The sequence below is a fragment of the Sulfurospirillum halorespirans DSM 13726 genome (assembly GCF_001723605.1).
GTDB lineage: Bacteria > Campylobacterota > Campylobacteria > Campylobacterales > Sulfurospirillaceae > Sulfurospirillum > Sulfurospirillum halorespirans.
Genome location: NZ_CP017111.1, coordinates 2,498,947 through 2,525,607, shown reverse-complemented (window position 1 = coordinate 2,525,607; position 26,661 = coordinate 2,498,947). Strand labels below are relative to the sequence as shown.

Here is a 26,661-nt window from a genome sequence, read left to right as displayed (position 1 = left end):
TCAAACAGTCTAACATTCTGATAATGGTTATTACATAAATAGAGGTCGAATGGAAAATATTAAACTTGCCGTAGATTACGGCGCACTTGGGATTTTGCTTTTTATGAGCATTTTGGTTTTAGGGTATGCGATCGAACGCCTTCTTTTTTTTAGAGCGTTACATGTAAAGAGTTACGAGAGCAAAAACAGGCTTGAACGCGATGTTTCAAAGAACTTGACGATCATCTCTTTGATCGGCTCCAACGCGCCTTATGTCGGGCTTTTAGGAACGGTTGGTGGCATCATGGTGGTCTTTTACGAGATCGGCATTAGCGGTGGAGCGCTCGATACGTCTAAAGTCATCGTAGGACTTGCTTTGGCGCTGAAAGTAACGGCAGCAGGGCTTATCGTAGCGATTCCTTCGACAATGATTTACGGGGGATTTTTGCGCAAAGTGGATTTGGCAGTGAGTGAGTGGGAAGATGAGAGCATTAAAAAAAGTTGAGGGGATCAATGTCGTCCCACTCATCGACATTATGCTGGTACTTCTCACGATTGTTATGACGGTTTCGTCGTTCATCGCCCTTGGCAAGATCGAGATTTCCCTTCCACAAGCGACCAACTTTAGCAAAGTTGAACCCAAATTTTACGAGATTGGCATCACAGCCGATCATCAATTTTTTATCAACAACGAATTTACGCCCAGAGATGAGCTCTCTGTCAAATTTGATAGCCTCACCAAAGACGATTCGGTTGCCATCAGTGCCGATAAAATGGCAGCATATGAAGATTTTATCTACGTGATTGATCTGTTAAAATCCAAAGAGATTGAAAAAATTGGCATGGTGGTCAATAAAAATGAATAGTTATTGTGACGAAATAAAACGCTAAAAGAGAGAAAAAAAATGACATACCAAACTTACACTGCAACGAAAACCTATGAAGGAAGAGCGCTGAGCCTTTCGATCTTTTTACATGTAAGCGTAATTGGGTTTTATCTTCTCTTCTTGCATCAAAAACCTTTGGATATTATCCCTTCTAAGACCGTGGTTTTGGAGATTTCCAACATCGAACGCGTTGCACCAAAGCCCGTTCTTCCGCCTCCGCCTGAGCCTGTGGAAGAGGTGAAAAAAGTCGAACCGATTAAGCCGATTGAAAAGATCAAGCCACTTCCCAAACCGATTGTCAAAAAAGAGATGGTCAATCCAGAGCCGATTCGTGAAGAGGTTGTTCAACCTCCCGTTGAAGCGGTCAAACCCGTTGTTGCGCCGCAAGAAGTGGCACCCGTGACGCCCACATCAACCAGCGCAGAGCCGTATGAGCGCACCGATTTTGAGATTATTCGCGATAGAGTTTTAGCTCGCCTTGTGTATCCAAGCGTTGCGCGTCGTATGGGGTGGAACGGTGTCGTGCAGGTCGCTTTGGTCATCAATCCTGAGGGAAGGCTGGTGAGTGCGACGATTCATCAAAGCTCTGGTAGGGCACTACTTGATGATGCAGCATTGGACGCCGCTTTAAAACTGAGAGGCGACCAACTCCCTAAACCTAAAAGTTTAAGTACGGTCATCTTACCGATTGCGTTTAAACTCAAATAACACCCTGTTATAAAAACGTGAGCAGAGTGATTTGTGAAAAATGAGATTTTGATACGATTTCTTTATCTTATGATAACGAATATCATTTGAATTAAAGGATTCGTATGTCTGTGGTAAATACTTTATGTAAAATCAGTGTGGTTACTTCGCTGAGTTTGTTTCCAACATTCTCATTAGCCGATCAAAACAGTACCGTTGAGCTCACAGAAGTGACGGTTACGGGTGAAAAAATTGACCGCCCTTTGCATGAAACGACAACGGCTATTACGGTTGTCAAAGGCGATAGTATTGATTCTTCGGAAACAAAATCAGCCTATGATGTGGCTTCGCAAGTTCCCAATATGATTAACAACCCTGCGGATATTCCTGTTATTAGGGGTGTTTCAGGCATTGGAGCTGCCACTGGAGGTATGGCGATTATGTCAGGGGCACGTCCTCGTGTGAGTACAAGTGTGGATGGTTTAAGCGAGAGTTGGAGTGGTCAGCGCTATATGGATATTGGGACATGGGATGTCGAGCAAGTAGAGGTTTTACGAGGCCCTCAATCGACAACTCAAGGGCGTAATAGCATCGGTGGTGCGGTGGTTATTAACACCAAAGACCCTACGTTTGAGAGTGAAGGTGCTGTGCGCTTGGGCTATGAAAACAATGAAGACAAAGCAACGCTTGCTGCGATGATCTCAGGCCCTTTGGTTGCAGATGAATTGGCGATGAGGCTCAGCGCACAAGGAACAAAAGGACATAGCTATATCGACTATCAAGGTGCAAGTGCGTTTGATCCTTCCGAAATGAAGCAAGGCAATGTCCGTGCTAAATTGCTTTGGATTCCTAAAGATATCGAGGGGTTAATTGCTAAGGTAACAGTTTCGCACCGCCAATATGAAGGAGAGTTCCTGAATCTTGTCAATGGAAAAGACTTCTATGCTTACAATTATAAAGCAACTAGCAGTGCTAATGCTCGCTACGGCGATGCTACGAGTGATGCGGTGAGCACCGATGTTGAGTATGCGATTAATGATGACCTAAAAATGTATGTTCTTGTGGGGCATAGTGAAAATGAGACGAAATTTAAGCAGTCGCCAACCACCCTTACGATGGATTTGGATGAAAAAAGCAATACGGTTGAAACAAGGCTTGTTTACGATCCTCGTGGCGGATTTCTAAGCAGCATGGTCGGGCTTTATTATTACAACCGTACCCAAGATTTGGCGGTTAAACCAGACAGTTATACGGGCAATGATGAGATTAATACAGCCGCTATTTTTACGGAAAATACCTTACATGTAAACGATGCAATCGATGTGATTTTAGGCGGTAGAGTTGAACGTGAAAAACAAGAACGCGATGTATTGGTGAAGCCGAGTAATCTTGCTAAAGGTCGCGTAATCACCGATGTGGCAGAAACGCTTTTCCTTCCCAAAGCAGGGGTGATTTATACGTTCAATCCTGAGCACAACATTGGCTTTACGGTGCGAAAAGGTTACAGCCCTGGCGGTGGTGCGGTTGATACAACGACAACACCCGCTACGTACTATGAGTACGATAAAGAAGAGGTTACAACGTATGAACTCAGTACGCGTTCACTCTTTTTAGACAAGTCATTGGCGTTTAATACCAATCTTTTTTACAATGAATACGATGGCTACCAAGCCCTCACTGCTGCAAACCGCTTTACCAATATTGATGAAGGTGAGAGTTACGGTTTTGAAGCGGAGCTTAGATATCAAGTTTCAGAGCTGTTAGAGGTTTTCAGTGGCATCGGTCTGTTGCACACAGAAGTAACAAAAAATAAAACGTATGTCGGCAATGAATTTAACTATGCACCTCATTTTACAAGCAATGTTGGTTTTAAGCAACGCTTGAGCTCAGGGATCTTTTTTGGCTCAGACGTGACGTATGTGGGTGAATATTACTCCGATATCGACAACAATGAGCTTTATAAAGCTGGTAAATACGTGCTTGTCAATATGAATGTGGGGTATGAGACCAAACACTATACGATTCGAACGTATGTTAAAAATGCGTTTGATGAAGAGGCGGCCTATTTCGTTTCCAATAAAAATGGTGGCTCTGCCAATGTCGTGCAACCTACTACCTTTGGAGTGACCTTTGATTACCGATTTTAGGAGAAAAAAGTAGATGCGTTTTTTTGCGATGCTGTTATGTTTGTGCATGGATGTGTTTAGTGCAACGCTGCCTCCTCAAAGCCCTAGACTTCAGGCTTTAATAAATCATCTTGAGCATGGTGGTACAACGCAAGCTTTTTGGGAGCAGATGGCAGTGCAACAAACGCCTTTGATGGAAGAGATTGGTTTGGAAAATGAGCTTTTACTAACCTTCTTATACCGAGGTGCGCGCCATAATGTCTATCTTTTTGGCGCACCCTCAGGTGAGCACGATGCGTTGTATCGTCTTGGAGCGAGTGATGTGTGGTACAGAAGCTACGTGGTCGATAAACGTACACGACTTTCATATCAGTTGAGTCCTGACATTAAACCAAACGATGACTCACCACTTGCTTTTCGCACAGCACTGCTTGAGAACATGCAACACGATTTTCTCAACCCAAAAATGCTAAGCGTTAAACTCGGTGAGAGAGACTTTATAAAATCACTTGTTGAGCTTCCGCTTGCGCCCAAACAGCCTTGGATTCAAGAACGCGATGTGCCCAAAGGAACACTTGAAAAGCACGCGTTTTTCAGTAAAACGTTAAACAATACCCGCGATATTTACCTCTACCGCTCGTTCGGGTACAAAGGTGGCGATGCGGTCGTGGTACTTTTTGATGCCGAATCTTACGCTTCACATGTGCCAACGCCCACGATTTTAGATAATCTCGTAGCCGCCAAAAAGTTGCCACCCCTCGCTGCTATCTTGATCTCCAATCCAAGCAGTGCAACACGCTCAAACGAGCTTCCGCCCAATCCGTTGTTTGCTAATTTTGTAGCGCAGGAGGTGATGCCTTGGGCAAAAGAGCAGGGCATTTATGCCGCTGCTTCACAGACAGTTATAACAGGCTCAAGTTACGGTGGGCTTGCGTCTGCGTATATCGCACTGTGTTATCCTGAAATTTTTGGCAATGTTTACGCCCAGTCTGGCTCTTTTTGGTGGTCACCTAAAGAGGAGAAAGAGCCTGAGTGGTTAAGTCGTACGTATGCGCAACGTACGCGCGAACCCATTCGCTTTTATTTGGAAGCAGGCCTTTTCGAAGTAAGTCGCGTTTGGAAAGTAGGCATTTTAGAGTCGACGCGTCACTTTAGGGATGTTTTAATGGATAAAGGCTACGAAGTGAGTTATGCAGAGTCTTACAGTGGACATGACTATGCGCATTGGCGAGGAAGTTTAGCCGATGGATTGATCACACTTTTAAATCCATCTTTAAAGGAGCCGTAAAAGAGGTGTTTGAGCGCTACTATAAGGAACTCGTAGGCTATTTTAGTCATACGCTTAATGATGCTGAGCAAGCCAAAGATGTGGTGCAAGAGACGTATCTTCGTATCAGTGCGATGGGGGAGCGTGCGGACGCTGTTTTAGAGCCACGCGCTTTTTTGTACCAAACGGCAAAGCGCATTATCATCGACGAGTGGCGTAAAAACAGGCATTTTGACGCGGTGGAACTTCGTGAAGCAGAGCAGATCAGTGCTGATCATGAAGAGCCGCTTGAGCATCTGCTCTCTTCTAGTCGCATGAAAACCTTACATCATACGATCAATTCGTTGCCTCCGCGTTCCCAAGAGGCGTTTAAACTCCACAAATTTGAAGGGCTTTCGCATAAAGAGATCGCTTTAAAAATGGGCATCAGCAAAAATGCGGTTGAAAAACTCATTATGCGTGCCCTCATCGCCTGCAAAAATTCGGTGGATGCGATGCACAAGGAGGAGGCATGAGTCAAGCATGGATTGATGAAATGGCAGCACTTTGGTTTACAAAAGTCCAAGATGGGCTCAGCTTTTCAGAGCAAAGAGCGTTTAAAAAATGGTTACATGTAAACCCAGAACACTCAAAAGCGTACGCACAGTTTGAAGCGTTGTGGCGCGATCTTGATGGGCTTGTACCAGTCCAAAATAGCACCTGTTTGAAAAAGCGGATCAAACCGTGGTTTGGGTACGCGTGTGCGTGCGCGGTTGCCTGTTTTTTCATCGCCTTTTTGCAGTGGCAGACGTGGAACAGTCGTCTTGAATTTGCACAAAATATAGCAACACCAGTAGGTGCGATGCGTGAATATACGCTGCAAGATGGCACCACGCTGTTTCTTGATACGGATACCAACGTGAGTGTGGAGTACTATAAGCAGAAACGTTTGGTAAAACTGCATCAGGGGCAATTGGTTTTACATGTAAGCAAAGATGCCGCTCGACCGCTGTTTGTCGAAGCTAAAAATGTGCAAATTCGCGTCACGGGAACGCTCTTTGAAGTCCGCAATGTGGACAATCACGTCCGTGTCAGCGTGGAAGAGGGGAGTGTGGAGGTGTCGCACAAACGCTTGGAAGATGGCAGTGTTTTAACATTGGCAAATTTGAGCGCGAAAGAGCAGATCACGCTGGATGGGAGGGGATTTGTTCTGAGTTCTTCCACACTGCACAATGACTCGGTCGCCCCATGGCGCAGTGGTCGTTTGATTTTTGATAAGACACCGCTTAGGGAGGTGCTGTTTGAGTTTGAGCGTTATGGGGCGAAAAAAACCGTGATCGCCTCTTTGGAACTGGCTTCCATGCCGCTTTCGGGGAGTTTTGAGGTCGAGCGATTTGCCAGTTTTTTAGAGATGCTTCCCAAAGTATTACCGCTGAAGCTTGCCACGATGGGCGATAAAATCGTCATTGAAAAACGATAAATTTTTATTTTTTGATAATGGATGTCAGGTTTTCAATTTTCCTTACGTCTTCTCTTATATGAAAACTATTATCAAATAAGGAGAAGATTTATGATGAAATTTCGCACCCTATCCATTGCCGTGGCGGCGGCTTTGGCGCTTTGTTCGCCTCTTATGGCGGAAAGTACTCAGTCTTTACATGTAAACATTGCAGCGCAGAGTTTAAGCTCTGCCCTTGGCGAATTTGCTAAGCAAGCGAAGCTTCAACTCATTGTTGATTCTAAATTGCTTGAGGGCAAAAAAGCACCGACACTTCAAGGTGACATGAGTCTCAAAGAGGCACTTTCAAAACTGCTCAAAGGTACAGGTTTGGAGGCGACGATTCAAGGGGATGTAATGGTGATTAAGCCTCAAAATGACGCGGAAGTTGCCCTCGATGCGATCACAATCAGTGCGGCGCAAGCAACGACGGAGGGCACAGGCTCGTATACGACAGGTTCAACAAATACCGCCACCAAACTCAATCTCTCACTGCGCGATACGCCTCAATCGGTTGTTGTGGTCACGCATCAGCAAATTGAAGACCAAAACTTAGAGTCGTTTGCAGATGTGGTCAACTCCATCGCAGGCTTTAATGCCCCTGTGTGGGATACGGATCGGACGTATATTACGATGCGGGGTTTTGAGGTGGATTATTACCAAATCGATGGAATGCCTACCTATTATGGTGGCAATGTTCAGCAAGATTTGGTGATGTATGACCGCGTGGAAGTGGTACGTGGTGCGAACGGTTTGATGAGTGGGGCGGGTGAGCCAGCAGCGAGCATTAATTTTATGCGAAAACATGCAACTTCCAAAGAGGCAACAGGTAGCGTGACTGCCAAAGCGGGCAGTTGGGACAATTACCGAGGCACGGTCGATGTCCAATCGGGTGTGAATGAATCAGGAAGTGTGCGAGCGCGCGTGGTTGTAAGCAAAGAGGATAAAGACTCGTTTGTTGATTTTTACCATAAAGATACAGAAGCCTTTTATGGCATCGTGGATGCTGATATTGGGGACAATACGCTCTTTTATGCAGGGGTGAGTTATCAAAACAACAGTGCCGATGGAAGCTCTTGGGGTGGCGTTCCTGCGTGGTTTAGTGATGGCACACGAACTGATTTTGGTGCGTCCGCTTCGTTTACGCCCAAATGGACCTATTGGGAAACCGAGACTAAAACGATTTTTACAGGCGTTGAGCACACGTTTGCCAATGACGTCAAGCTCAAAGCCAATTACACCCATTTAGAATTTGAATCCGACTCAAAACTGGCACTTTCAGGCTATTATGAGTTTCCTGATCGCACAACGGGCTTAGGGCTCAATTCGGTTTATGCAGGCAAATATCAGACAGAAAACAAGCAAGATACGATCGATATTTATACCTCAATTCCTTTGGAAGTCGGTGGGTTGAAACATGAAATTCTTGTAGGGCTTGCCTACAATCAAGAAGACAGCATCACCCATACGAGTGATCCACTGAGTTCCGTTTCGACACAAAGCGTTTACAATTGGAATGGCAATATTCCAGAGCCCGATTGGTCAGATTTTTACAAAACGGAAGATACGGTAACGAAGCAGTTAGGAGCGTATCTTGCCACGCGTATTGCTTTGCGTGAAGATCTGAAGCTGATTCTTGGAAGTCGCGTGAGCAATTGGGAGTATGAGAATAAGCTGAGTGACTACAGTTATGAGCATGACCATGTCATAACGCCTTATGCAGGGGTTGTTTACGATTTAGATGAGGCACATTCTATTTACGTAAGCTACACCGACATCTTTAAGCCGCAAGATTACCGCGATAAAAGTGGTAATTATCTTGATCCCAAAGAAGGGGCAAGCTATGAAGCGGGCATTAAAGGTGAATATTTTGGTGGAAAACTAAACGCGGCACTGGCTGTTTTTAGAATGGAGCAAGACAATGTTGCCGAAGCCGATGGGGCAAATTTTGTGCCAGGCACGACAACCCAAGCCTATTATGGTGCGGCAGGTGTTGTGAGCAAAGGGTATGAAATTGACTTCTCTGGTTCTATCACGCCTGAATGGAGCGTTTCTGCTGGGTGGGTACAGTTTAGCGCAAAAGATGCTGAGAATGTTGATGTCACAACCACCCATCCACGCAAAGAGGCAAAACTGGGTACGACCTATAAAATGGGTCAATTGACCTTGGGTACGGTGCTCAGTTGGCAAAGTAAGTTTTATGAGTCTACCAACGATTCACTCGGCAATGCGGTCGATCTGACCCAAGACGCTGTTTTCTTAGTCGACGTGATGGCAAAATACCAAATCACCAAAGCTTTATCAGCCCAACTCAATGTTGAAAACCTCTTCGATAAAGAGTACTACTCCAACATCGACTACAGCACGCAAGTGATTTACGGTGATCCACGCACCGTGACACTCACGATGAAATATACCTTTTAAATCTCTCTGACTGCTGCCATAGAATTCACTCTGGCAGCAGTCAAGATGACGAAAAAATAGGCAGATAAACGCCTAAAAATGTTCGCAAAAGAGACTATACTTTTCTAAATCATTTTAGGAGTTGAAGGCATGAGCTTAGTGATTGCGGCAAAACTTATCCACATCGCCTCGGCGATACTGTTTATCGGATGTATCTATTTTCGTAACTTCATCTTACCGCGTGCGCGCTTGGCACTGGATGGTGCCCAATTTGAAGCAATGGAGAGTGCACTTTCCCCTCGTACCCGTTTGATGGGCAAAATCAACAATACCCTGTTACTTTTCAGCGGACTTTTCCTCGCATACACCTATTTTGATCCAACCAATGTGCTTTTACATGTAAAGATGACCTTAGGGCTGATCGTGATCGCGATGTTCTTTGGAGCTCCTTTGATCATGCACCGTTTTGTGGGTGAAAAGAAGCGTAAAATCAAGACGATTTACCATCACGTCATGTTTGCTTTGATGGTATGTATCGTCATGCTCTCTCAAACGATGTTTGCGCTCTAATCTTAACAACCGCCACAGTAATACTCCCTAACTAAATACAGCTTACTTTTGCATTCAACACGATACATGTACGCCAAAGAAATTCTCAAATATTCATCTTAATTGAAAACAACTATCAATGTTATTCGCTTTTAAGTGAAGTTAATCTATGATAAGTGGATTAAAACCGAGGGAAATTGATGTATTTAAATGAGCTGAAAAAAGGGCAGAAGTGCACGTTGGTGAAGATTCACACGAGCGGAAAACTAAGGCAAAAGCTTTTGGATATGGGATTTATTTTTGGAGCGGACATTGAAGTGGTGCGCGAAGCACCGTTGTATGACCCGATGGAACTGCGCATTCATAACTATCTCATCAGTCTAAGGCGCACGGAAGCTGGGATGTTGGAGGTAGAAGCCATATGATCAAAGTTGTCTTAGCCGGTCAGCCCAACTGTGGCAAATCGACCATTTTTAACTTAGTGAGCGGCATTCACCAACACATTGCCAACTATCCAGGCGTCACGGTCGATAAAAAGATCGGGCGGTTTAGCCATCACGGTGAAAAGATCGAGATGGTGGATTTACCAGGTACGTATTCGTTTAGCTCCTATTCGCTTGAAGAGCGTGTGGCGAAGCGGTTTATCTATGAGGAGACGCCCGATGTGATTTTGAACATTGTGGATGCTTCCAACCTCAAATGCAATCTTTACCTTACGTTTCAACTCTTGGAGATCGGCATCCCCGTCGTTGTGGTGCTCAATATGATGGACGTTGCCACACGAAGGGGCATTGAGATTGATCTCGAAAAAATGCAAGCACTGCTTGGCTGTCCTGTCGTGTGCTCGAGTGGCTCCAAAGGCGAGGGTGGCGAAGGGATCATGCAAGCACTGCTTGAGACGTATCATGCTAAAGCGCAGTACGTTCCGTTTCGAATGGATTATGATAGTTTAGAGCCGTTTATCCAAGAGATTCAAAACACGATCGTGCCCCAAGAGAGTGCACTCAATCAGCGTTGGCTTGCTCTTAAAGTGCTTGAAAATGATGAGACGATTCTCGAAAAACTTGCCGTTTCGCACGAACAAAGAGCCGAAGTGGATTCTTGTGAAGAGCGGTTTCACACAATGTATGGCAAAGACAGTGCCGCTTCTTTTGCGCTCCATCGTTATGAGGCAGCCGAGATTATCTTTCATCAATGCGCAACGGTGAGCAAACTTCAAGGTGAAACGCTTAGTGATAAAGTCGATCACTTCATTCTCAACCGTTGGTTGGCGTTTCCTATCTTAATTTTGATTATGTTTTTGGTCTATGAGCTCTCCATTGTGGGCGGCTACAAGCTGACCGATTATACGTGGCCGATCTTGGCGGCGTTTAAAAATTTTGTGATTGAAAGTGTGCCCTCACCTGATCTGATTTATGTGCCACTTTTTACCGACCTTGCGATCTGGATGGTGAACAGTGCCAATGCGCTGATGAACTATATTCCCGTCTTTTTCATCTTGTTTGTGATGATCGCCATTATGGAAGATGTGGGGTATATGCCGCGTCTGGCGTTCATTCTTGATCGCGTCTTTAAAAAATTTGGTCTGCACGGGCAGTCCACGCTTCCCTTAGTTCTTGGGGGTGCGATGGTTGGAGGGTGCGCCGTTCCTGGTGTCATGTCGACCAAAGGCATTGCCGATGAGCGCGCGCGCATGGCGACCATTTTGGCAGTGCCGTACATGAACTGTTTAGCCAAAGTACCGTTTTACACGCTCATTTTGGGAAGTTTTTTCAAAGAAGAGATGGGACTCATGATGTTTTACATCTCAACGGTAACCCTTTTTGTAGCCCTTATCGTCTCCAAACTGCTCACCAGTACGGTGCTTCGTACCAAAGAGACAGCACCTTTTGTGATGGAGTTGCCACCGTATCATTTGCCGACTTTTAAAGGGGTCGTGATTAAAGCGGCGCAACGGGTGTGGGTGTACATCAAAAAAGTTGTGAGTATCGTGCTTGCCGTGGCGATTATTTTATTTGCTTTGTTGCAATTTCCAGGCTTGAGCGAAACGTCCAAAGAGGCGTTTGAACTCAAACTCAGCGATGCGCTCAGCCGCTTTGATGCGACGGCTCAAACAACGGCGTATTATGAAAGCGTGGACAGTCGTGAGAAGGTCTCAGCCCTTTTAAATGCGTACGATAGCTACAAAGCAAAACGTATGCTGGTCAGTAGCAGTGAGTCGACGCAAAAGGTCGATGAGGCGTTTAAGCAGAAGCTTGAAAAAGGGTTTGTACTGCTAAAACCGGGAAAAGATGTGGAAGCCAAAAGCATCAATACAGCGCTTGTGCAACTCTCCAATGCGCGCAAAGAGATCTTGCGCAGTATGAAAAATGAGAAAATCGAGAACAGCTTTTTAGGCATGGTAGGGCGTTCCATGGAGCCTTTGACCCAATTTGCAGGATTTGATTGGAAGATCAACGTGGCATTTTTAAGCTCATTTGCTGCGCGTGAAAGTGCGGTTGCCACACTCGGATCACTGTATGAGAACAACAAAGCCGACTCCATGCGCGCCGAAGAGGCGATGTATGCCAATAGCGGTTATACACCTCTGCATGCCGTGGCGATCTTGATTTTTATGATTTTAACGCCACCGTGCATTGCGACGATGATCGTGGTGAAGATGCAGTTTAACAGCTATAAATGGATGCTGTTTGCGATTTTCTTCCCCATCGGTCTTGGCGTATTCTTTTCGACTTTTATCTTTAGTTTTGGCACGCTTGCAGGGTGGAGTGGGGTGGAGGCGATGAGCTATTTTTACGCCTTTATTGTTTTGAGTGCCCTTATTTTAGGGCTATTACCGCAACGAGGTCACGCGTGGACGGGTGGATTTAGAAATAGACCGTGAAAAAAATGTACAAGGAGAGAGCATGTTAGAAGATGTTTTATTGGTGGCAATTAGTTTAGGAGCACTCTATTACCTCTACCGAAAATTGGTAAAAAATAGAGGATGCGGGTGCGGTAAAAGCAGTTGTGGTGAAAAAAAATAGCCTCATTAAGAGGCTTCGCTCAATGACTAAGCCTCTTGCGTAAAGCGGATCGCAAAGTGCGCTCCGCCTGAATTTTTATAGTTCAGTTTGCCTTGGAGTTGTTGGCATGCGATGCCTTCGATCAACTGCATTCCAAGCCCTTGTGCCCTTTCAAGCGCAAAATTCTTTGGCAATCCTTTGCCCGTGTCGCTGATGCTCAGTGTACATTCGTGCTCTTTACATGTAAAGCCAATGTCGATTTTTCCACCGTTTGCATCAAAGGCGTGTTTGATCGCGTTGGTGACGCATTCATTGATCAAAAGACCGCAGGCGAGAGCTTGTTCGATGCCAAGAAAGACAGGTTCAATGCTTACATGTAAACCAATTTTTTTCTCATCCGTCGCATAGGTTTGGCGCATGTTTTCGACCAAACCACTCACATAGACATCAAACGCGATCTCTTTAATACTTGTGGACTGGTAGAGTTGGCGGTGTAAGAGTTCAATCGCATAGATGCGCTCTTGAAGTTCAAGTAACAGCGTTTGCGACTCTTCACTTTGAGCTTGGTTTTCCTTGAGTTGCATGAGGGCGATGATGATCGAGAGGTTGTTTTTCACGCGGTGGTGAACCTCTTTTAAGAGCACCTCTTTTTCTTTGAGAAGCGCTTCAAGCTCTAAGGTACGTTTTGCTACTTTGGCATCAAGCGTCTGGATGTTCTCCTCCAGCGAATCAAGCATCGCATCAAAGGTTTCAGCCAAAAGCCCAATGTCATCATCGCCTGTGATGCGACTTCGCTCTTTGAGGTTGCCATTTTTGATCGTTTTAGCAACACTGAGCAGTCGGTCGATCTTACATGTAAAGCCTCGAAAAAGCAGCCATCCCAACCCGAATGCCGAAAAAAGGGCGATAAGAATGGCAGGCAGAAACTTCACGATGATGGGGTCAAGATCGCTGTAGATCTCCTCTTCGTAGAGACTCGCCGCGAGCACAAACGGGTATTCGCGACTGCCTTTGAAGTAGCGCACCCACGTAAGGGCAGGGTAGAGTTTGCCCGAGGGGTCATCCAGCTTGGGCAAGAGATGGTGTATCGGCTTGCCCTCGTGTGCGGCTTTGAGATAATCCGAACTCTTAAGTGTTCCCGTAAGCGGCTGATCGGTCGGAGAAGATTCGCTAACGCAACAGGTGGTGTTGTAGTTTTTGGCGTCTTTCTCGTGGCTTTTGCGAAAAGTGGCGTTGTGATCGCAGGGTTTTTCACTGCCATCGACCCACATCATGTAGGCAAAGCCTGCACTTTGGTTTTTGAGGTTTTGAAAGCTCTGTTTGAGCATGAAACCGATGGTGGTCTCAAACTCACTGCGGCTTTTCAAAAACTCCTGCGTATGGCAAAAAAGCGCTATATCATACTCACTGTGAGGAATTTTTTTGACAAAAAGGTACTCTTTATCGCCCGCAGGACAGATGTTGATTTTTTTCGTTTTATCGTGCACATTCCACTGCTCATACAGCGGCGTTTGCGTGGAAAAGAAGATGGAGTTTTGCTCCAAAGCGTTGTGTGTGCTGTAAAGGGCTTGGTCATTTTGTCTGAGCACTGCGTTACATGTAAAGCCTGAAAAGTGCTCATTTAAAAGCGCAATAAGCGTGGAAGACTCTTTAGTTGGTGCCTCTTTGTATGCATCCAAAAGTGCGTGCAGTCTGTTTTGCATCTGCAAATTCATCTTTTCCCAGTACGAAGCGTTGTAAAGCGTATTGACGTGAATGGTCAGAAGGACTTGATGCTCCATGTTGGTGAGTAAGCGATCGATCGTATCTGTCTCGCTTTTGAGGCGTTCATTTTGCCAAGTGGGGATGACAATCGCCATCATCACGGCAAGAATGCAAAGCACAATCGCACTAAAGCTAAGGGCAAATTTCGCCGAAAGCGAAAGGGTTCGAAACGCGTTAAACATTGAGACGGTATCCTGCCTCAAAGACATTTTCTAAAAGGCTTGCATCGATCTTTTGGCGCAGACGATACACAAGGTTGCGCAGGCGCGAGAGATCGTGTGACTCTTCTCTGTAAATGTACGCACTGATCTGCTCGAAACTGACCGTATTGCCAGCCGATTCGCTTAAAATCTGGAAAAATTTGATCTCATTGCCTGTTAATTTCACGCTTTGATCTTTACATGTAAGCACGCCACTGGTGCGATCAAAGATGTAGTTGCACGGCAGTTTGATCAGAGGATTGGAGGTGCGTGTAAGCTCTAGCGTGGGGTGAAAATAGGTGTGTTTGTACCACGCGGCTTGAAGCGTTGCTTTGAGATCATTGGCACGAAAGGGCTTGCTCAAATAGCCATAAGGCTCCGAATCCATCGCCATTTTGATCGTCGCATTGTCGCAATAGGAGGTTAGATAAATAATAGGAATATGGTGGTTTTGCCAGATGTAACGCCCCGCTTCCGTACCACTTTTTTCACCTTTTAGATGAATGTCAAGCAGCACCATATCGGGCAGATTGGCATCGACGTGACGCATCGCATCATTGGCGGTTGCTTCCACACCGCTGATGCCATAGCCAAATTTTTGAAGGCTCATTTTGAGTTGCAATGCCAAAATAGTCTCATCTTCCACGACCAAAATCTTAATATCTTCGTTTTTTTTGCCCATTTTGGTTTATTTTCCTCATATTGAGATTTTGATATGATTTCTTGTAACTATGATAACAAATATCATTTAAAAAGATACTAAAAGGAAGTTACGTATGTTAAATTCGCTCCGTATAAAACAGACATTAAGGTTATCACTTGTCACAACCACGCTTTTATGCAGTGTTGCTATGGCGGAAGAGCAGCAGTTAGAGAGTGTTGAAGTGTGGGAAACACAGGTCAGCAGCTCCTCCCTCAATCTTGGAAGTTCTTCGATTGAAACCAAACAGGCCGATCATTTAAGCGATCTTTTGCGCGATCTTCCTGGTGTGGATGTGGGAGGTACGAGCTCGATCAACAACCGTATTGCGATTCGTGGTTTGGAGGATGAAAACCTCGATATTAGCATCGATGGCGCGAAAGTTTCCAATGTCAATATGTTCCATCACATCGGTAACTTGCTGGTCAATCCTGACATCTTGAAAAAAGCAGATGTCCAAGTGGGTACTAATTCGGTTGTCAATGGAGGCTTGGGTGGTGCAGTTGCGTTTGAAACCAAAGACGGCAAAGACCTTTTGCAAGATGGCAAAGAGTATGGCGCACGAATTCAGGGCAATTACAACTCCAATGACAGCCTTGGTGGCTCCGTGGCAGCGTATGGCAAAGTCACCGATAAGGTCGATCTTTTATTGTATCATCACTACGTGGACAAGAATGAGTGGGAAGATGGCAGAGGCGAAGAGAGTTTTGGAACCGATGGCGAGGTTGGCAATACGTTGATTAAAGTTGGGTATGACATCAGCGATGTACAACGCATCACACTCTCGTACGATAAACTCAAAGACGAAGGCGATTACGTGCCACGTCCTGACTTTGGCAAAGCGTATAACCAATATGCAACGGGAAATTATCTCTACCCAACCGAGTACACCAGAGAGACGATCACGCTTAAACATCAGATTGATTTAGGCGACAATCTCTTTTTGCAAACCTCGATTTACAGCAATGAAAATGAGCTGCAACGCTATGAAAAACGCGATGGAACCACCCAACGTGTCAGAGCTGTTCCTGCGGGCATGAACCCGTATGAAGGACTCTTGGATGGCGTGGTTAAAAACTATGGTATCAACACCAAAGCACAGTCTACTATCGCGCTTGGAAGTTTCAATAACACCTTTACGTATGGCGGCTTGTACGACACACAGAGCAGTGAAGTTGAGTGGAGTGGCGAGCAATACGGTGAAAATGAGAAAGCCAAAACGGGCGCGCTTTACGTTGAAGATGCCATCGCGTTTAGCAATGGCTTTATCTTAACACCAGGGATTCGTTACAACAACTATCAATACGATGGCGTGTATGGCGAAATCTCTGATAGTAAATTTACCTACGGTTTGGCGGCGGAGTATCCTCTCTCCGACACGTTCAGTCTCATTGCAAGTGCCACAACGCTTTACAAAGGTGTTGAGATGGTGGATGTACTAGCCAGTAACCGTATGTATGTCAATGACAACTCTGGTCTTAAAGCAGAAACGGGCATTAACAAAGAGGTTGGGTTTAAATATCAGAACAAAAACACACTGGGCGCCAAAAACCTTGGCTTTAGCTTCAAAGTGTTTGATACACGTATTGATGACTACATTATCACGACATGGACGACCAGTACAAGTGCGGAGATGACCAACGGTGGAACCCTTGATATTCAAGGTTTTGAGGCAAGTTTTGTGTATGACATAGGCGCTCTTAGCTCTTTAATCACCTATGCGCACTCCAACTCAAAATTTAGAAATACAGGACTTTCAACGCAAAGAGAACCGGGAGACAGCTTAAGCGTTAACCTTGATTATGCGTTTATGAAAAACCTCTCACTCTCATGGGATTCGTTATTTGTGATGGAAGAAGAGCGTCAGTATATTGCCGCGCAACAGACCAAAGAGGCGTACGATGTGCATGATATTGCAGTGAAATGGAAACCAAGTAGCGTTAAAGGGCTTACCTTAATCGCAGGAGTTGATAATATTTTTGATGAGTCTTACGTCTCTCATGCCTCTGAAAACAGACTTCTTAGTGGTGTTTCACTCTCAGACTACGAACCTGGACGTAACATCAAACTCTCGTTCTCGTATGAATTTTAATCATGCTCTTATTCTCTAAAATGAGCCGTCTATCTCAAGAGCCCAAAACCGTTATCGGTTGGGCTCACGGCGTTTTGGCGATTGTGGGTGCTTTTGGCTTGGCGTACCTGTGTGGCACGAGCTTAAGTGCCCTTTTGTGGGGCGATATGGCAGAGCGCATTTTTCCTTCGATGTTTCTCTTTCCGCTGTTGGTCTGCGGTTTTGGGTTTTGGTTGCTTTTCTCTAAAAACCTTTTACATGTAACGCTCAAAATCGTGTTGATGGCACTGCTCAATGCCTGTATTATCGCGTTTGTGTAGGAGTTTTCATGCTTGCAAAATCATTACGGTTTAAATTCCTACACCGCTCGCACACGATCATCGGACTTGTGGTACTTTTCCTTTTTTACATGAGCACCTACTTTGGAACGCTCACTTTTTTTATGCCCTATCTTAAAGTGTGGGAGTCGCCATCGCGCCATTTTGTTCCTTTGGCAGAGCATGCGTTTAACATCGATCTTCTTTTGGGTGAGCTGTTAGAAAAGCAGCACCTTTTGAGCTCAAAACCCGTTGATATAACGCTTCCAAGCTTTCGCGATCCGCTTTTGAAACTCTCGTCTGAGTCTCAAAATAGCCTCTACCTTAACCCCCTCACCAACGAAGTGATCAAACTCTCCAAAGAGGAGAATCTGATCTCCACTTTTTTTAACGAACTGCATACAGGCGTGGTGATTCCACTCATCGGCATGCCGCTGATGGGCATCATGAGCATTGGTATAGTGTTCTTAACCTTGGGCGGTTTTTGGCTCTACTTTTATAAGCACACGCAGACGAAGAGATCAAAAGAGGGCTGGAAAAGCAGGTGGCTTTCGTGGCATAAAATCATGGGGCTTGGGATCATTCCCTACGCGCTTGTGTTTGCTTGCACGGGAGCCTTTTTGGGCTTAATGCTCTCTTATTCTCACCCTTTTGCTTGGAGTGCAAGCAGCAAAGAGGAGAGCAATATGCGCAAACTTGTGAGCCCCATCATCTTTGCGCAACCCGTTTATAAAAGCTCTGAAACCAAGGCAATTATGCTTCCTTTTTCAACACTGCGTGCCATCGCGAACGAGCATTACCCCAGTCTTGAAATTACCAATGCAACGCTCTATCACTATGGAACCGACGCGGCAAAAGTACGCTTTCGTGGGTTCGATAAAAACAGTGTGGCTCAATCAGGGCGAATCAATCGGCTTAGTATCACCCTTGATGCACGAAGTGGCGTCGTGGTGGAGAAGCGTGGTTTGGAAAACACGCATGGCATCAACCAAGCGCTTTCCCTTTTTTACTACCTTCACTTTGTGCCCGATGAGACGCTAGGCGTGCGCATTGTTTTAGCCTGTTTTGGTGTCGCATTAGCGTTTTGTTTGGTAACAGGCTATCTTTTGTGGGCGGAGAAAAATCTGCATCAAAAAGGGTGGCTGGGGGATCTTACCAACCGTGTTAGCATCGCTGTGCTCATTGGCATTTTGCCTAGCAGTGCGCTGGTGCTTTTTTTGCAGTGGCTTTTAGCGTTTGATCTTTTCGATAAAGAGGTGTGGATACGAGGCGCTTTTTATGCGTTTTGGTCGTTTTGGCTCTTTTACACGGTGTTTGAGCGCGCCATTGTTACGATCATTGGACGTATGCTGAAAAGCACCTTGTGGCTTTTGGTGCTTGCTGTGCTGTTTCATGGGCTTAAAAGTGGGTTTTTCATCTGGGATAGTTTTGAAAAAGGGGCATGGACGCTTTTTGGCATGGATGTCATGTTTTTGCTCAGTGCCTTGCTCTGTTTTGTGTTGGCAAAAGCAGTTGAGAAAAAAGAGCTTTTTTACCGTTATGAGCGCAAAGGAGTCTTTGATGGGTATTAAATTGTGTTTTATCGCTCTTTTAGCGACACACCTTTGGGCGCATAAAATTGAAGGAATCACCCTTCTGCTCACGCCTCTTGAAAACGACACGATTGCAATCGAAGGCAAGATGAAAGGTTCAGGTAAAAAACTCGAAGGCAACAAAGTCGCACTCATCTCTATGATCGACAAGCGCGTGCTTTTAGAGCTCTTTTTAGAGGTGGGGAAACCTTTACATGTAAAGATTCCGCAGGAGTCTTATTGGGTTTATCTCTACGTGGGTGATCAGGACGTCGTGGAAGAGGGACCCTCTCCACAAAATGGCTTTCAAAAGGTAGCGACGTCACAAAAAGAGAGAGCGTTTCGCACGATGTGGTTCGTCTCCTTGGGGTTTTTCGCACTCTTTCTTGGGATAAGCGCTTACCGAGTTTATGGCTATCGCAGACGCAAAATGCCCAGATAAATATTTGATAATAAGTATCATGTTATAAAATATTAAGCTCCTTTCGCTATGATTCGATAATAGTTATCATCATAAAGGAGCATGGATGAAAATACATTTTTCACGTATTGTCGCGGCGGTTGTTTTGGGGAGTTCACTGGGTTTTGCTGCAGAAGCAACCAATTTAGAAGAGGTTTTCACGCAAGGTGAACTTACAGGAACCGTGGGCTGGTTTGGCGTTAATAACGATCGTAAAGGCGGCAGCGTCGATGATGGTTTTTCCAATGGCTATTTGAATGTGGGTTTTGTCACCGCACCTTATAATGGTGTAAGCCTAGGTGTTTCGGGTTGGGGCAGTATGAAAACCAGCGAAAAAAACGATGACGATTTTAAAAATGCCATCGCTGATCGCAGCGCACTTTCTGAAGCGTACATCAAAGTGGAACACGAAGGCTTAGGTGCGCTTGTTCTGGGTCGCCAAGCGGTGGATTTTAACTGGTTAACGGATTACGTTGATGGCGTCAGCGCTGAAATCACTGCGGTGGAAAACTTAGTGCTCAGCATGGTATGGGCGCGCAGACAAGCGGTCATTGACATCGATGAAATTTCGGAATCTTTTACAAAAATGAACGGCAATGATGGCATCTACATGCTCGAAGCCAAATACACACCGATCGAGGCTTTGGAGCTTAATCCTTATCTATATTACGGGAGTGACCTTTTAAGTGCGTATGGTTTGAAAGCAACACTGAACTTAGAGCCAAGCGAAGAGGTTAAAACCACAACGATCGCACATTATGTCAGCGTAAGTAGCGATGTGGTCGATGTCAAAGATGGCTCTTTTATGCAATTGGAACAAGGTGTGGAAGTTGCAGGACTCAACCTCGGTCTTGGCTACATGAAAACCGATAAAGACGGAACAGGTGGCATTGAGTCATTTGGCGATCAATCTCCGTTTGAAGAGGGAAATTATGTCTTTGCAACCGATGCTAAAACACCGTATGTTCGCGCCGAATACGAACTTGAAGGGGTCAAACTCTCTGCACTGTACGGTCAAACCAAGTATGAAGACGCAGGTTTAAAATTCAAAGAAAAAGAGCTTGATCTAAGCGTTGGTTATGAGATTGTTAAAAATCTTGAAGCCTCTTTGATCTACGTGAACATTGACAACGATGACAACGCTCAAAGTTACGATGCTTTTAAAGCGCACATCGCTTATACTTTTTAAGGAAAGCGGTTGTCAGCGAACCTTTTAGAAGAGCAAGAGAATTTTTGCTCTTCTTCGTTTGAACACTTTTACACCCACTTTTTAAAACTGACTGCCAAAGCAGGGATTCGCCATTCCGCAAAACGCGAACTTCTTCTTCGAGCACTCTATGAGTGCGATGCTTACATGAGTGCTGAACAGATCCATCAGCAGCTTTACACGAAGCAGTGTATGCGGATTTCTCTTGCCACCATTTATAAAATTCTGGCGTTTTTTGAGAGCCTTGATATGGTCAGTACGGTGCTCAGTTACCCTTCAAAGATGAAAAAATACAAACTAAAACGCGCCGTGCATCATGACCACTTGGTCTGCCTCACCTGTGGCGCCATCATCCGTTTTTGCGATACCGCCATCGAAGCGGAACAAAACGAAATACTCGCCTCCCATAAATTTACAGGAACCCATCATACGCTGACATTGTATGGTGTCTGCGAAAGGTGCCACAATGCTCAAAATAGCCATTAAAAGCCATGTTCAAAAGCTTACATGTAATCGCTCAAAACTACTAAATTGGTATCATGGCAAACTCTTCTCGCATGGCTTGGACCATTGATAATAATTCTTAAAAAATATTAAGCTAATATTTATTCTTCCCACCTTACAATGTAATTATCAAAGGAAAGTTATGAACGTTACAGCAGAAAAACTAGTTGAACTTGGAGGCTATTTTTCCATTGTTCATCACATCAAAGGGCGCATTCGTTTGCGCGTGAGTCCTAAGATTAAAGAGCATAAGCATCACGTCGGTATTGAAGACATCGAAGCATTGCCTGCTCGCATTAATGGCATTAAATCGATTAAGATTAACAAAATGATTGGCTCTTTAACCGTTGAGTATGACCACGCTATTTTTCCCGATCATTTGTGGGAAAATTTAGTCAAAGGCGAAAAACTTGATGAAATTATAACGATCATAGACCAACTCGCAAAGGAGATTGTCTGATATGAAAGTAGCCCCACCCGTGCACGAAAACAAAGCGCTAGAAGAGGCGTTGCAACGCGCGTTTGATGATGAAGTCAAAGCGTATGAGACGTACAGTGCGGTCATTGAAAAATTTGGCGCTGTTACACCTTTTGTCAACAGCATCCAAGCCGAACAGACCCACCAAGAAGCGCTCATCGCCGTTGCTGCAGCGCACAATGTCACGCTTGTTCGCAGGGTACCCGAAAACATTAGCATTCCTAACACCCTTCGCGAATGTTGCGAACTGGGCGTTGCTGCAGAGATTCAAAACATTCAGCTTTACAACGAACTTCTTTTACATGTAAAAGATTTTGCAGAGGTTCAAGACCTTTTTTACAGGCTTCAAGCCGCTTCCTTTAACAACCATTTACCCGCGTTTAGAAACGGTGTGACCTCACATGCTACGCCCCATCACACAGCAGAAGCCAATCCGATGGCAGCGCTGGAAGGCATGATGGGACAATGGGGTGAGTTCAGCCACATGGCGCAAAAAATCGCCAAAGGTGAGATCAATCAAGAGGAGATCACTAAGCTCTTAAGCACCAATTTTTCGTTTGTAGCAGGCGCCTTGATAGGCGCTGTGGGTGCAAGTGTGCTGGGCGGTGTCATCGCCCCTGATGATGAAAAAAACGAAGCGTAAGCTTTTAAAGACTAATTTAAGGAGAAAACCATGTTACCATTTATCGTAGGCGCCCTTGCAGGTGCCGCTGCTGTGATTGCATTTACTAAGAAAAAAGAGCTTAAAGAAGGTCTTGAACAAGGCGTTTGCAAAGCCAAAGAGGTCGCGGAAGAGATGAAGAAAAGCGTTGATGGAACCATCGAGTGCATTAAGTCCAAAAAAGCTTTACATGTAAAAACAAAAGAGGAGGTACAATGACCCCTAAAATCACGATCAATACAGGAACCCCTCGCAGTGTCGCTGGCAATATGATCAGTGGTGCGTTGGCGGCTGGCATGGTAGCAACGGCTCTTTCGTACACGAAGTACAAACAATCAGAGCTTAGCAAAGATGAGGCGATCAAACAGAGCCTTAAACTAACCGTTCAAGGTGGCATCGCCACGGGCAGTGCGATTGCAGCAGCCAATGCACTTGGACGTAACAGCTGGCTTGGACTTTTAGGTTCCCTTACTGTGGGCGTTGCAGGCATTTATGGTGTTGAAAAACTGTATGAAAAAACATGCACATGCACACAAACGATTGACGTATCAACAACCGAAGAGGAAACAAAATAATGGAACTATTATCTTCACTGGACAAAAACCCCTACATTGGGGGCGAGCCTGCCACTGAGGCGAAAAACGAAAACGGAATGCTCAGTAATCCTGAACATCTTTTTGGAGCATTTAACACCAAACAGTTTGTCATGGGTGCCCTCATCGGCGCGGTAGGTGCTTATTTGCTAACCAATGAAAAAGCGCAGAAAAATCTTTTCAAAACGATTGCCAAAGGCACTGAAATGTTCCAAGCAGGCATCGAAGAGATGAAAGAACGTTTTGAAGATGCTAAAGCTGAGTTAGCGGCTAAAGAAGCATAATTTTATGCACAAAACACGCCTGATTCATCAAACATCCCAGCGACTGCGCTATGTGACTCCTGCGCTTAAGCAGATCAATGCGCACGCTCTTGCAAACGACCTTAAAAAGATTGAAGGTGTGCGTGAAGTGCGCGTCAATGCTAAAATAGGCTCTGTTGTATTTGAAGGTGAGCATTTGGATGAAAAGGCGCTTTTAAAACACCTCCAACAGCTTGACATTGGGCACTACCAAATCTGCGATGCTTCGATCAACGCATGCTTCAATGATCACGACGAAGCGCCTAGCATGAAAGGCATTGTACGCTCAGGTATGGCACTGGCATTTCAGCCATTCATTCCCCAACCGCGACTCAAACTTGCCGTGAGTACCCTTGCGAGCATTCCTTTGCTCAAGGAGGGACTTTTTGAGCTCTTTAGCGAAGGATTAACCTCTAAAGTCCTTGAAGCGATGGCGGTGGGCGTCTCTTTGGCACGAAGCGATTACAGTGCGGCAAATAGCACCAATCTCATGCTTGAAATTGGCGAATATATCGAAGAGACCACGGTACACAAAAGCGATGATCTCATCAAAGAACTGGCTAAACCCAATGTGGAAGCGGCGTGGATCGAAGTGGAAGAGAAGGGCAAACGAACCGAAAAACGCATCAGCACCGCTGAGGTGAAAGTCGGTGACATCGTTATTGTAGGTGCTGGCGATACGATTCCGATTGATGGGCATATCATCGATGGAATGGCGTCGATCAATCAAGTTTCGATGACGGGTGAAGCGGAGCCTGTGAAAAAAGAGCGTGGTGGACGGGTTATCTCAGGTACCATTGTCGAATCAGGGCGCATTCGCATCTGGGCGGAGCAAGTCGGAGATGACACGGCAACACAACGCATCAGACACTACATCAAAAGCTCCCTCGATGAAAAGTCTGCCATTGGTCTCAAAGCCACGCACTTAGCCGATAAACTCGTTCCCATTACCTTAGGGATGGCAGGACTTTCGTATCTGATACGTCGTGATATGGCAAGTGTTGCCGCGGTTTTACAAGCAGACTATTCGTGTGCACTGAAACTCGCTACGCCTGTGGCGTTTAAAAATTCGCTTTCCATCGCAGGGCATCATGGCATCCTTATCAAAGGGGCGAAAGCTTTAGAAGCGCTTTCGCATGTCGATACATTTATTTTCGATAAAACAGGCACTTTGACGCACGGTGAGCTTGAAGTGGTCGAGATTTACTCGTTTGATAAAGAGTGGAGTAAAGATGCGATTTTAAATCTCACGGCAAGTGCGGAAGAGCACTACTTCCACCCTGTCGCTGAAGCCGTCGTCAAAGCGGCGAAAGAGCGTGGATTTGTGCACATGCACCATGATGAGGTAGAGTTTATCGTTGCGCATGGCGTTCGCACACAGATCAATGGCAAAGAGGCGATCATCGGAAGTCGTCACTTCTTGGAAGAAGATGAGCAGGTCTCTTTTAGTGAGCACGAAGCCAAGATCGAGAAGTGTTTGGAAAATGGCAAAATCTTGCTCTACATCGCGTATGATAACAAACTTTTAGGCACCATCGGTATGATAGACCGTGTGCGTGCCAATGCCAAAGAAGCCCTTTTGAAACTAAGAAAATTAGGGGCAAAAGAGATCGTCATGCTCACAGGTGACGTGGAAGATAAAGCCCAAGCCTTAGCCAAAGAGCTGGGCATCGACACCGTGTATGCAAGACTGCTACCGACCGATAAATCCAACATCGTGCAAGCGCTCAAAGAAAGCGGCAAGCATGTCGCGTTTATAGGCGATGGCATCAATGACGCCCCCGCACTTATGAACGCCAATGTCGGCATCAGCATGTACAAAGGTGCTGACATCGCCAAAGCAACGGCGGATATTAGCTTGCTCAAAGATGACATCGATGCGGTTGTGGAAGCCAAAATCTTGGCAAATAAAACGATGGCGCGCATTCAGAGTAACTTTAATGCCACCGTGGGTATTAACAGTTTTATATTGATGGGTGCGGCTGTAGGCTTACTCAGTCCTGTAAAAACAGCCTTTTTGCATAATGGAACGACGATTGGATTATTACTCAATTCCATGCAAAAAATTCGTATAGAAAAAAGCTAAGCTAAGTCTTAGGGGAGAGGTTTTATAATTATGATAACTTATATCATAAAAGGATTTACATGCCTCTTCTCTTTCCCCTTGGAATTGCCGCGGTTTTAACCTTGGCATTAACGTATGAGACAGGAAAAAATGCAAAAAGAAAATTTGACAAAAAAAGAGCTAAAACTACCAAGCTTTAAGACATGGGACTTAGACACAAAAAAAGAGGTTGCAAAGATCGGCATGACCACTTCAATGGCGATAGTGATCGGCACCTCTTTTGGGATGAAGTCTAAGGTTATGAAAAACCTTCACATTGGTGCAGGTGTGGCGCTGGTTGGTTTTTCACTCTGGCATCACATGCTTTATCAGCCGTCTAAAAAAAGCAGTGTCAAAGCGGCTCACAAGGCTGAAAGCACGAGTGAAACAGTCGTCGCCTCTGAAACGAAGCCAAAGCGAACACGCAAACCAAAGCCAAAAGAGGCATAAGCTCCTCTTTTAGCGGTTTTGGTAACGCTCTATTGTCTCACGAATCAGCGCGATGGCGCTGTCAATCCCTATTTTAGAGGTGTTGATGCACAGATCGTACTGGCTTGCATCACTCCACGGTTTTTCCACTAAGAGCTGATGGTAACGCGCTCGCTCACCATCGCTTTGCTCGATCATTCTCTCCGCTTCTTTTCCTGAAACCTTGTAAAGCTCTTCGATACGTTTTTTGCGGAAAGTAGCGTCTGCATGTAAAAAAATACTCAGGTGATTGGGGTTGTCACGCAAAATATGTGAGCCACATCGCCCGATGATAATAGCAGAGCGATCTTTTGCAATTTGTTTGATAATCTTTGTCTCAACTTTAAAAATCGCCTCTTCCGTTGGTACAAAGAGTTGCGGAGGAAGGTAAACGTCAGGACTGCAAATGCTTGATTGAAAGAAGCATTGCCAAAATGAAGGGGTTTTTTCATCCAAAGATTCAAGGTCTTCCTCTACAAGGGAAAACTCTTTCGCCGCTTGCGTGATGATCTCTCGATCAACATAACTCATGCCCAGTTCTTTTGCCAATTTTTGTCCAATAAACGCACCACCACTTCCAATTTGGCGACTGATCGTGATGATCGTATGTGAAGGCTCTTTCATTTGCTATAACTCCTTAAAACAAATACTCGAAATAAGTATACTCCTTCGCAGGTCATAAAAAGAATAAGAAGTGAGAAATGTGCACCATTTAGGATCTATTTACCAATGGTTCATCTCTTGTTTAGACAAGAAGCCTATACTTTCACTACCAAGACAAAAACCTCCTTTTTGTGAATAATGTATCAATTTTTCATACAAAACGCTCGAATTGCCCGGTTCGAGCGTTTCCTTTTTTACTTCCCCAAAAATACCCTCGT

General features: G+C 45.2%; 28 protein-coding genes. 25 read left to right on the top strand and 3 right to left on the bottom strand.

Annotation, left to right across the window (positions count from 1 at the left end; all coding sequences use genetic code 11):
• Positions 1-49 precede the first annotated feature (49 nt).
• From exbB to SHALO_RS15310, 12 genes are all read left to right on the top strand, one after another.
• Positions 50-484, top strand: coding sequence for a TonB-system energizer ExbB (gene exbB, locus SHALO_RS12685; RefSeq protein WP_069478838.1), 435 nt, complete (start codon positions 50-52; stop codon positions 482-484).
• Positions 462-845 carry a biopolymer transporter ExbD gene (locus SHALO_RS12680; RefSeq protein WP_025345841.1) on the top strand — a complete coding sequence of 128 codons (384 nt, stop codon included), beginning with the start codon at positions 462-464 and terminating at the stop codon, positions 843-845. Before exbB ends, SHALO_RS12680 begins: the two co-directional genes overlap by 23 nt.
• A gap of 39 nt (positions 846-884) precedes the next feature.
• Positions 885-1,574 (top strand): TonB family protein, encoded by a 690-nt coding sequence (locus SHALO_RS12675; protein ID WP_069478837.1) that lies wholly within the window; start codon positions 885-887, stop codon positions 1,572-1,574.
• A 104-nt stretch (positions 1,575-1,678) separates the two neighbouring features.
• A complete protein-coding gene (locus SHALO_RS12670) occupies positions 1,679-3,700 on the top strand; it encodes a TonB-dependent receptor (protein ID WP_084010930.1) in 2,022 nt (673 codons plus the stop codon).
• A gap of 13 nt (positions 3,701-3,713) precedes the next feature.
• Positions 3,714-4,967 carry an alpha/beta hydrolase-fold protein gene (locus SHALO_RS12665; protein ID WP_069478836.1) on the top strand — a complete coding sequence of 418 codons (1,254 nt, stop codon included), beginning with the start codon at positions 3,714-3,716 and terminating at the stop codon, positions 4,965-4,967.
• A gap of 5 nt (positions 4,968-4,972) precedes the next feature.
• A complete protein-coding gene (locus tag SHALO_RS12660; protein ID WP_069478835.1) occupies positions 4,973-5,461 on the top strand; it encodes an RNA polymerase sigma factor in 489 nt (162 codons plus the stop codon).
• Positions 5,458-6,405, top strand: coding sequence for a FecR family protein (locus tag SHALO_RS12655; RefSeq protein WP_069478834.1), 948 nt, complete (start codon positions 5,458-5,460; stop codon positions 6,403-6,405). The genes SHALO_RS12660 and SHALO_RS12655 overlap by 4 nt, the downstream gene beginning before the upstream one ends.
• A 90-nt stretch (positions 6,406-6,495) precedes the next feature.
• A complete protein-coding gene (locus SHALO_RS12650; RefSeq protein WP_084010926.1) occupies positions 6,496-8,847 on the top strand; it encodes a TonB-dependent siderophore receptor in 2,352 nt (783 codons plus the stop codon).
• Positions 8,848-8,976: 129 nt separating this feature from the next.
• A complete protein-coding gene (locus tag SHALO_RS12645) occupies positions 8,977-9,396 on the top strand; it encodes a hypothetical protein (RefSeq protein ID WP_069478833.1) in 420 nt (139 codons plus the stop codon).
• Between the two features lie 179 nt (positions 9,397-9,575).
• Positions 9,576-9,800 carry a FeoA family protein gene (locus SHALO_RS12640; protein ID WP_069478832.1) on the top strand — a complete coding sequence of 75 codons (225 nt, stop codon included), beginning with the start codon at positions 9,576-9,578 and terminating at the stop codon, positions 9,798-9,800.
• Positions 9,797-12,259: a ferrous iron transport protein B gene (gene feoB, locus SHALO_RS12635; protein WP_069478831.1), complete on the top strand. Its 2,463-nt coding sequence runs from the start codon at positions 9,797-9,799 to the stop codon at positions 12,257-12,259. The genes SHALO_RS12640 and feoB overlap by 4 nt, the downstream gene beginning before the upstream one ends.
• A 22-nt stretch (positions 12,260-12,281) precedes the next feature.
• Positions 12,282-12,401 (top strand): FeoB-associated Cys-rich membrane protein, encoded by a 120-nt coding sequence (locus SHALO_RS15310; protein ID WP_145923262.1) that lies wholly within the window; start codon positions 12,282-12,284, stop codon positions 12,399-12,401.
• Between the two features lie 26 nt (positions 12,402-12,427).
• On the opposite strand, the gene SHALO_RS12630 is transcribed toward SHALO_RS15310, so the two are convergent.
• Both SHALO_RS12630 and SHALO_RS12625 read right to left on the bottom strand, forming a co-directional pair.
• On the bottom strand, positions 12,428-14,326 hold the full coding sequence (locus SHALO_RS12630; RefSeq protein ID WP_069478830.1) for a histidine kinase dimerization/phosphoacceptor domain -containing protein: 1,899 nt from the start codon (positions 14,324-14,326) through the stop codon (positions 12,428-12,430).
• A complete protein-coding gene (locus SHALO_RS12625) occupies positions 14,319-15,026 on the bottom strand; it encodes a response regulator (RefSeq protein ID WP_069478829.1) in 708 nt (235 codons plus the stop codon). Before SHALO_RS12625 ends, SHALO_RS12630 begins: the two co-directional genes overlap by 8 nt.
• Positions 15,027-15,120: 94 nt before the next feature.
• On the opposite strand from SHALO_RS12625, the gene SHALO_RS12620 reads away from it, so the two are divergent.
• The 13 genes from SHALO_RS12620 to SHALO_RS15225 all read left to right on the top strand — a co-directional run bounded on the left by SHALO_RS12620 (position 15,121) and on the right by SHALO_RS15225 (position 25,762).
• Positions 15,121-17,136 (top strand): TonB-dependent receptor domain-containing protein, encoded by a 2,016-nt coding sequence (locus SHALO_RS12620; protein WP_069478828.1) that lies wholly within the window; start codon positions 15,121-15,123, stop codon positions 17,134-17,136.
• A gap of 2 nt (positions 17,137-17,138) precedes the next feature.
• Positions 17,139-17,435, top strand: a complete 297-nt coding sequence (locus tag SHALO_RS12615) for a hypothetical protein (RefSeq protein WP_069478827.1) — start codon at positions 17,139-17,141, stop codon at positions 17,433-17,435.
• Positions 17,436-17,443: 8 nt separating this feature from the next.
• Positions 17,444-19,003, top strand: a complete 1,560-nt coding sequence (locus tag SHALO_RS12610) for a PepSY-associated TM helix domain-containing protein (protein ID WP_069478826.1) — start codon at positions 17,444-17,446, stop codon at positions 19,001-19,003.
• Positions 18,993-19,445, top strand: coding sequence for a hypothetical protein (locus SHALO_RS12605; protein WP_069478825.1), 453 nt, complete (start codon positions 18,993-18,995; stop codon positions 19,443-19,445). Before SHALO_RS12610 ends, SHALO_RS12605 begins: the two co-directional genes overlap by 11 nt.
• A gap of 85 nt (positions 19,446-19,530) precedes the next feature.
• Positions 19,531-20,652 carry an Opr family porin gene (locus tag SHALO_RS12600; protein WP_069478824.1) on the top strand — a complete coding sequence of 374 codons (1,122 nt, stop codon included), beginning with the start codon at positions 19,531-19,533 and terminating at the stop codon, positions 20,650-20,652.
• 9 nt (positions 20,653-20,661) lie between these two features.
• Positions 20,662-21,156: a Fur family transcriptional regulator gene (locus tag SHALO_RS12595; RefSeq protein WP_069478823.1), complete on the top strand. Its 495-nt coding sequence runs from the start codon at positions 20,662-20,664 to the stop codon at positions 21,154-21,156.
• Between the two features lie 160 nt (positions 21,157-21,316).
• Positions 21,317-21,634, top strand: a complete 318-nt coding sequence (locus SHALO_RS12590) for an HMA2 domain-containing protein (protein WP_069478822.1) — start codon at positions 21,317-21,319, stop codon at positions 21,632-21,634.
• 1 nt (position 21,635) lies between these two features.
• Positions 21,636-22,295: a ferritin-like domain-containing protein gene (locus SHALO_RS12585; protein WP_069478821.1), complete on the top strand. Its 660-nt coding sequence runs from the start codon at positions 21,636-21,638 to the stop codon at positions 22,293-22,295.
• Positions 22,296-22,325: 30 nt separating this feature from the next.
• Complete coding sequence (locus tag SHALO_RS12580) at positions 22,326-22,532, top strand: hypothetical protein (protein ID WP_069478820.1); 207 nt, start codon at positions 22,326-22,328, stop codon at positions 22,530-22,532.
• Positions 22,529-22,888, top strand: coding sequence for a magnetosome protein MamC family protein (locus tag SHALO_RS12575; RefSeq protein WP_069478819.1), 360 nt, complete (start codon positions 22,529-22,531; stop codon positions 22,886-22,888). Before SHALO_RS12580 ends, SHALO_RS12575 begins: the two co-directional genes overlap by 4 nt.
• Positions 22,888-23,190: a hypothetical protein gene (locus tag SHALO_RS12570; protein ID WP_069478818.1), complete on the top strand. Its 303-nt coding sequence runs from the start codon at positions 22,888-22,890 to the stop codon at positions 23,188-23,190. The genes SHALO_RS12575 and SHALO_RS12570 overlap by 1 nt, the downstream gene beginning before the upstream one ends.
• Positions 23,191-23,194: 4 nt before the next feature.
• Positions 23,195-25,294: a heavy metal translocating P-type ATPase gene (locus SHALO_RS12565; protein WP_069478817.1), complete on the top strand. Its 2,100-nt coding sequence runs from the start codon at positions 23,195-23,197 to the stop codon at positions 25,292-25,294.
• A gap of 129 nt (positions 25,295-25,423) precedes the next feature.
• A complete protein-coding gene (locus SHALO_RS15225; protein WP_238585245.1) occupies positions 25,424-25,762 on the top strand; it encodes a hypothetical protein in 339 nt (112 codons plus the stop codon).
• 9 nt (positions 25,763-25,771) lie between these two features.
• Here SHALO_RS15225 and SHALO_RS12555 read toward each other — a convergent pair whose 3' ends face one another.
• Entirely contained in the window at positions 25,772-26,404 is a 633-nt protein-coding gene (locus SHALO_RS12555; protein ID WP_069478815.1) for a cytidylate kinase-like family protein, read from the bottom strand.
• Positions 26,405-26,661 lie beyond the last annotated feature (257 nt).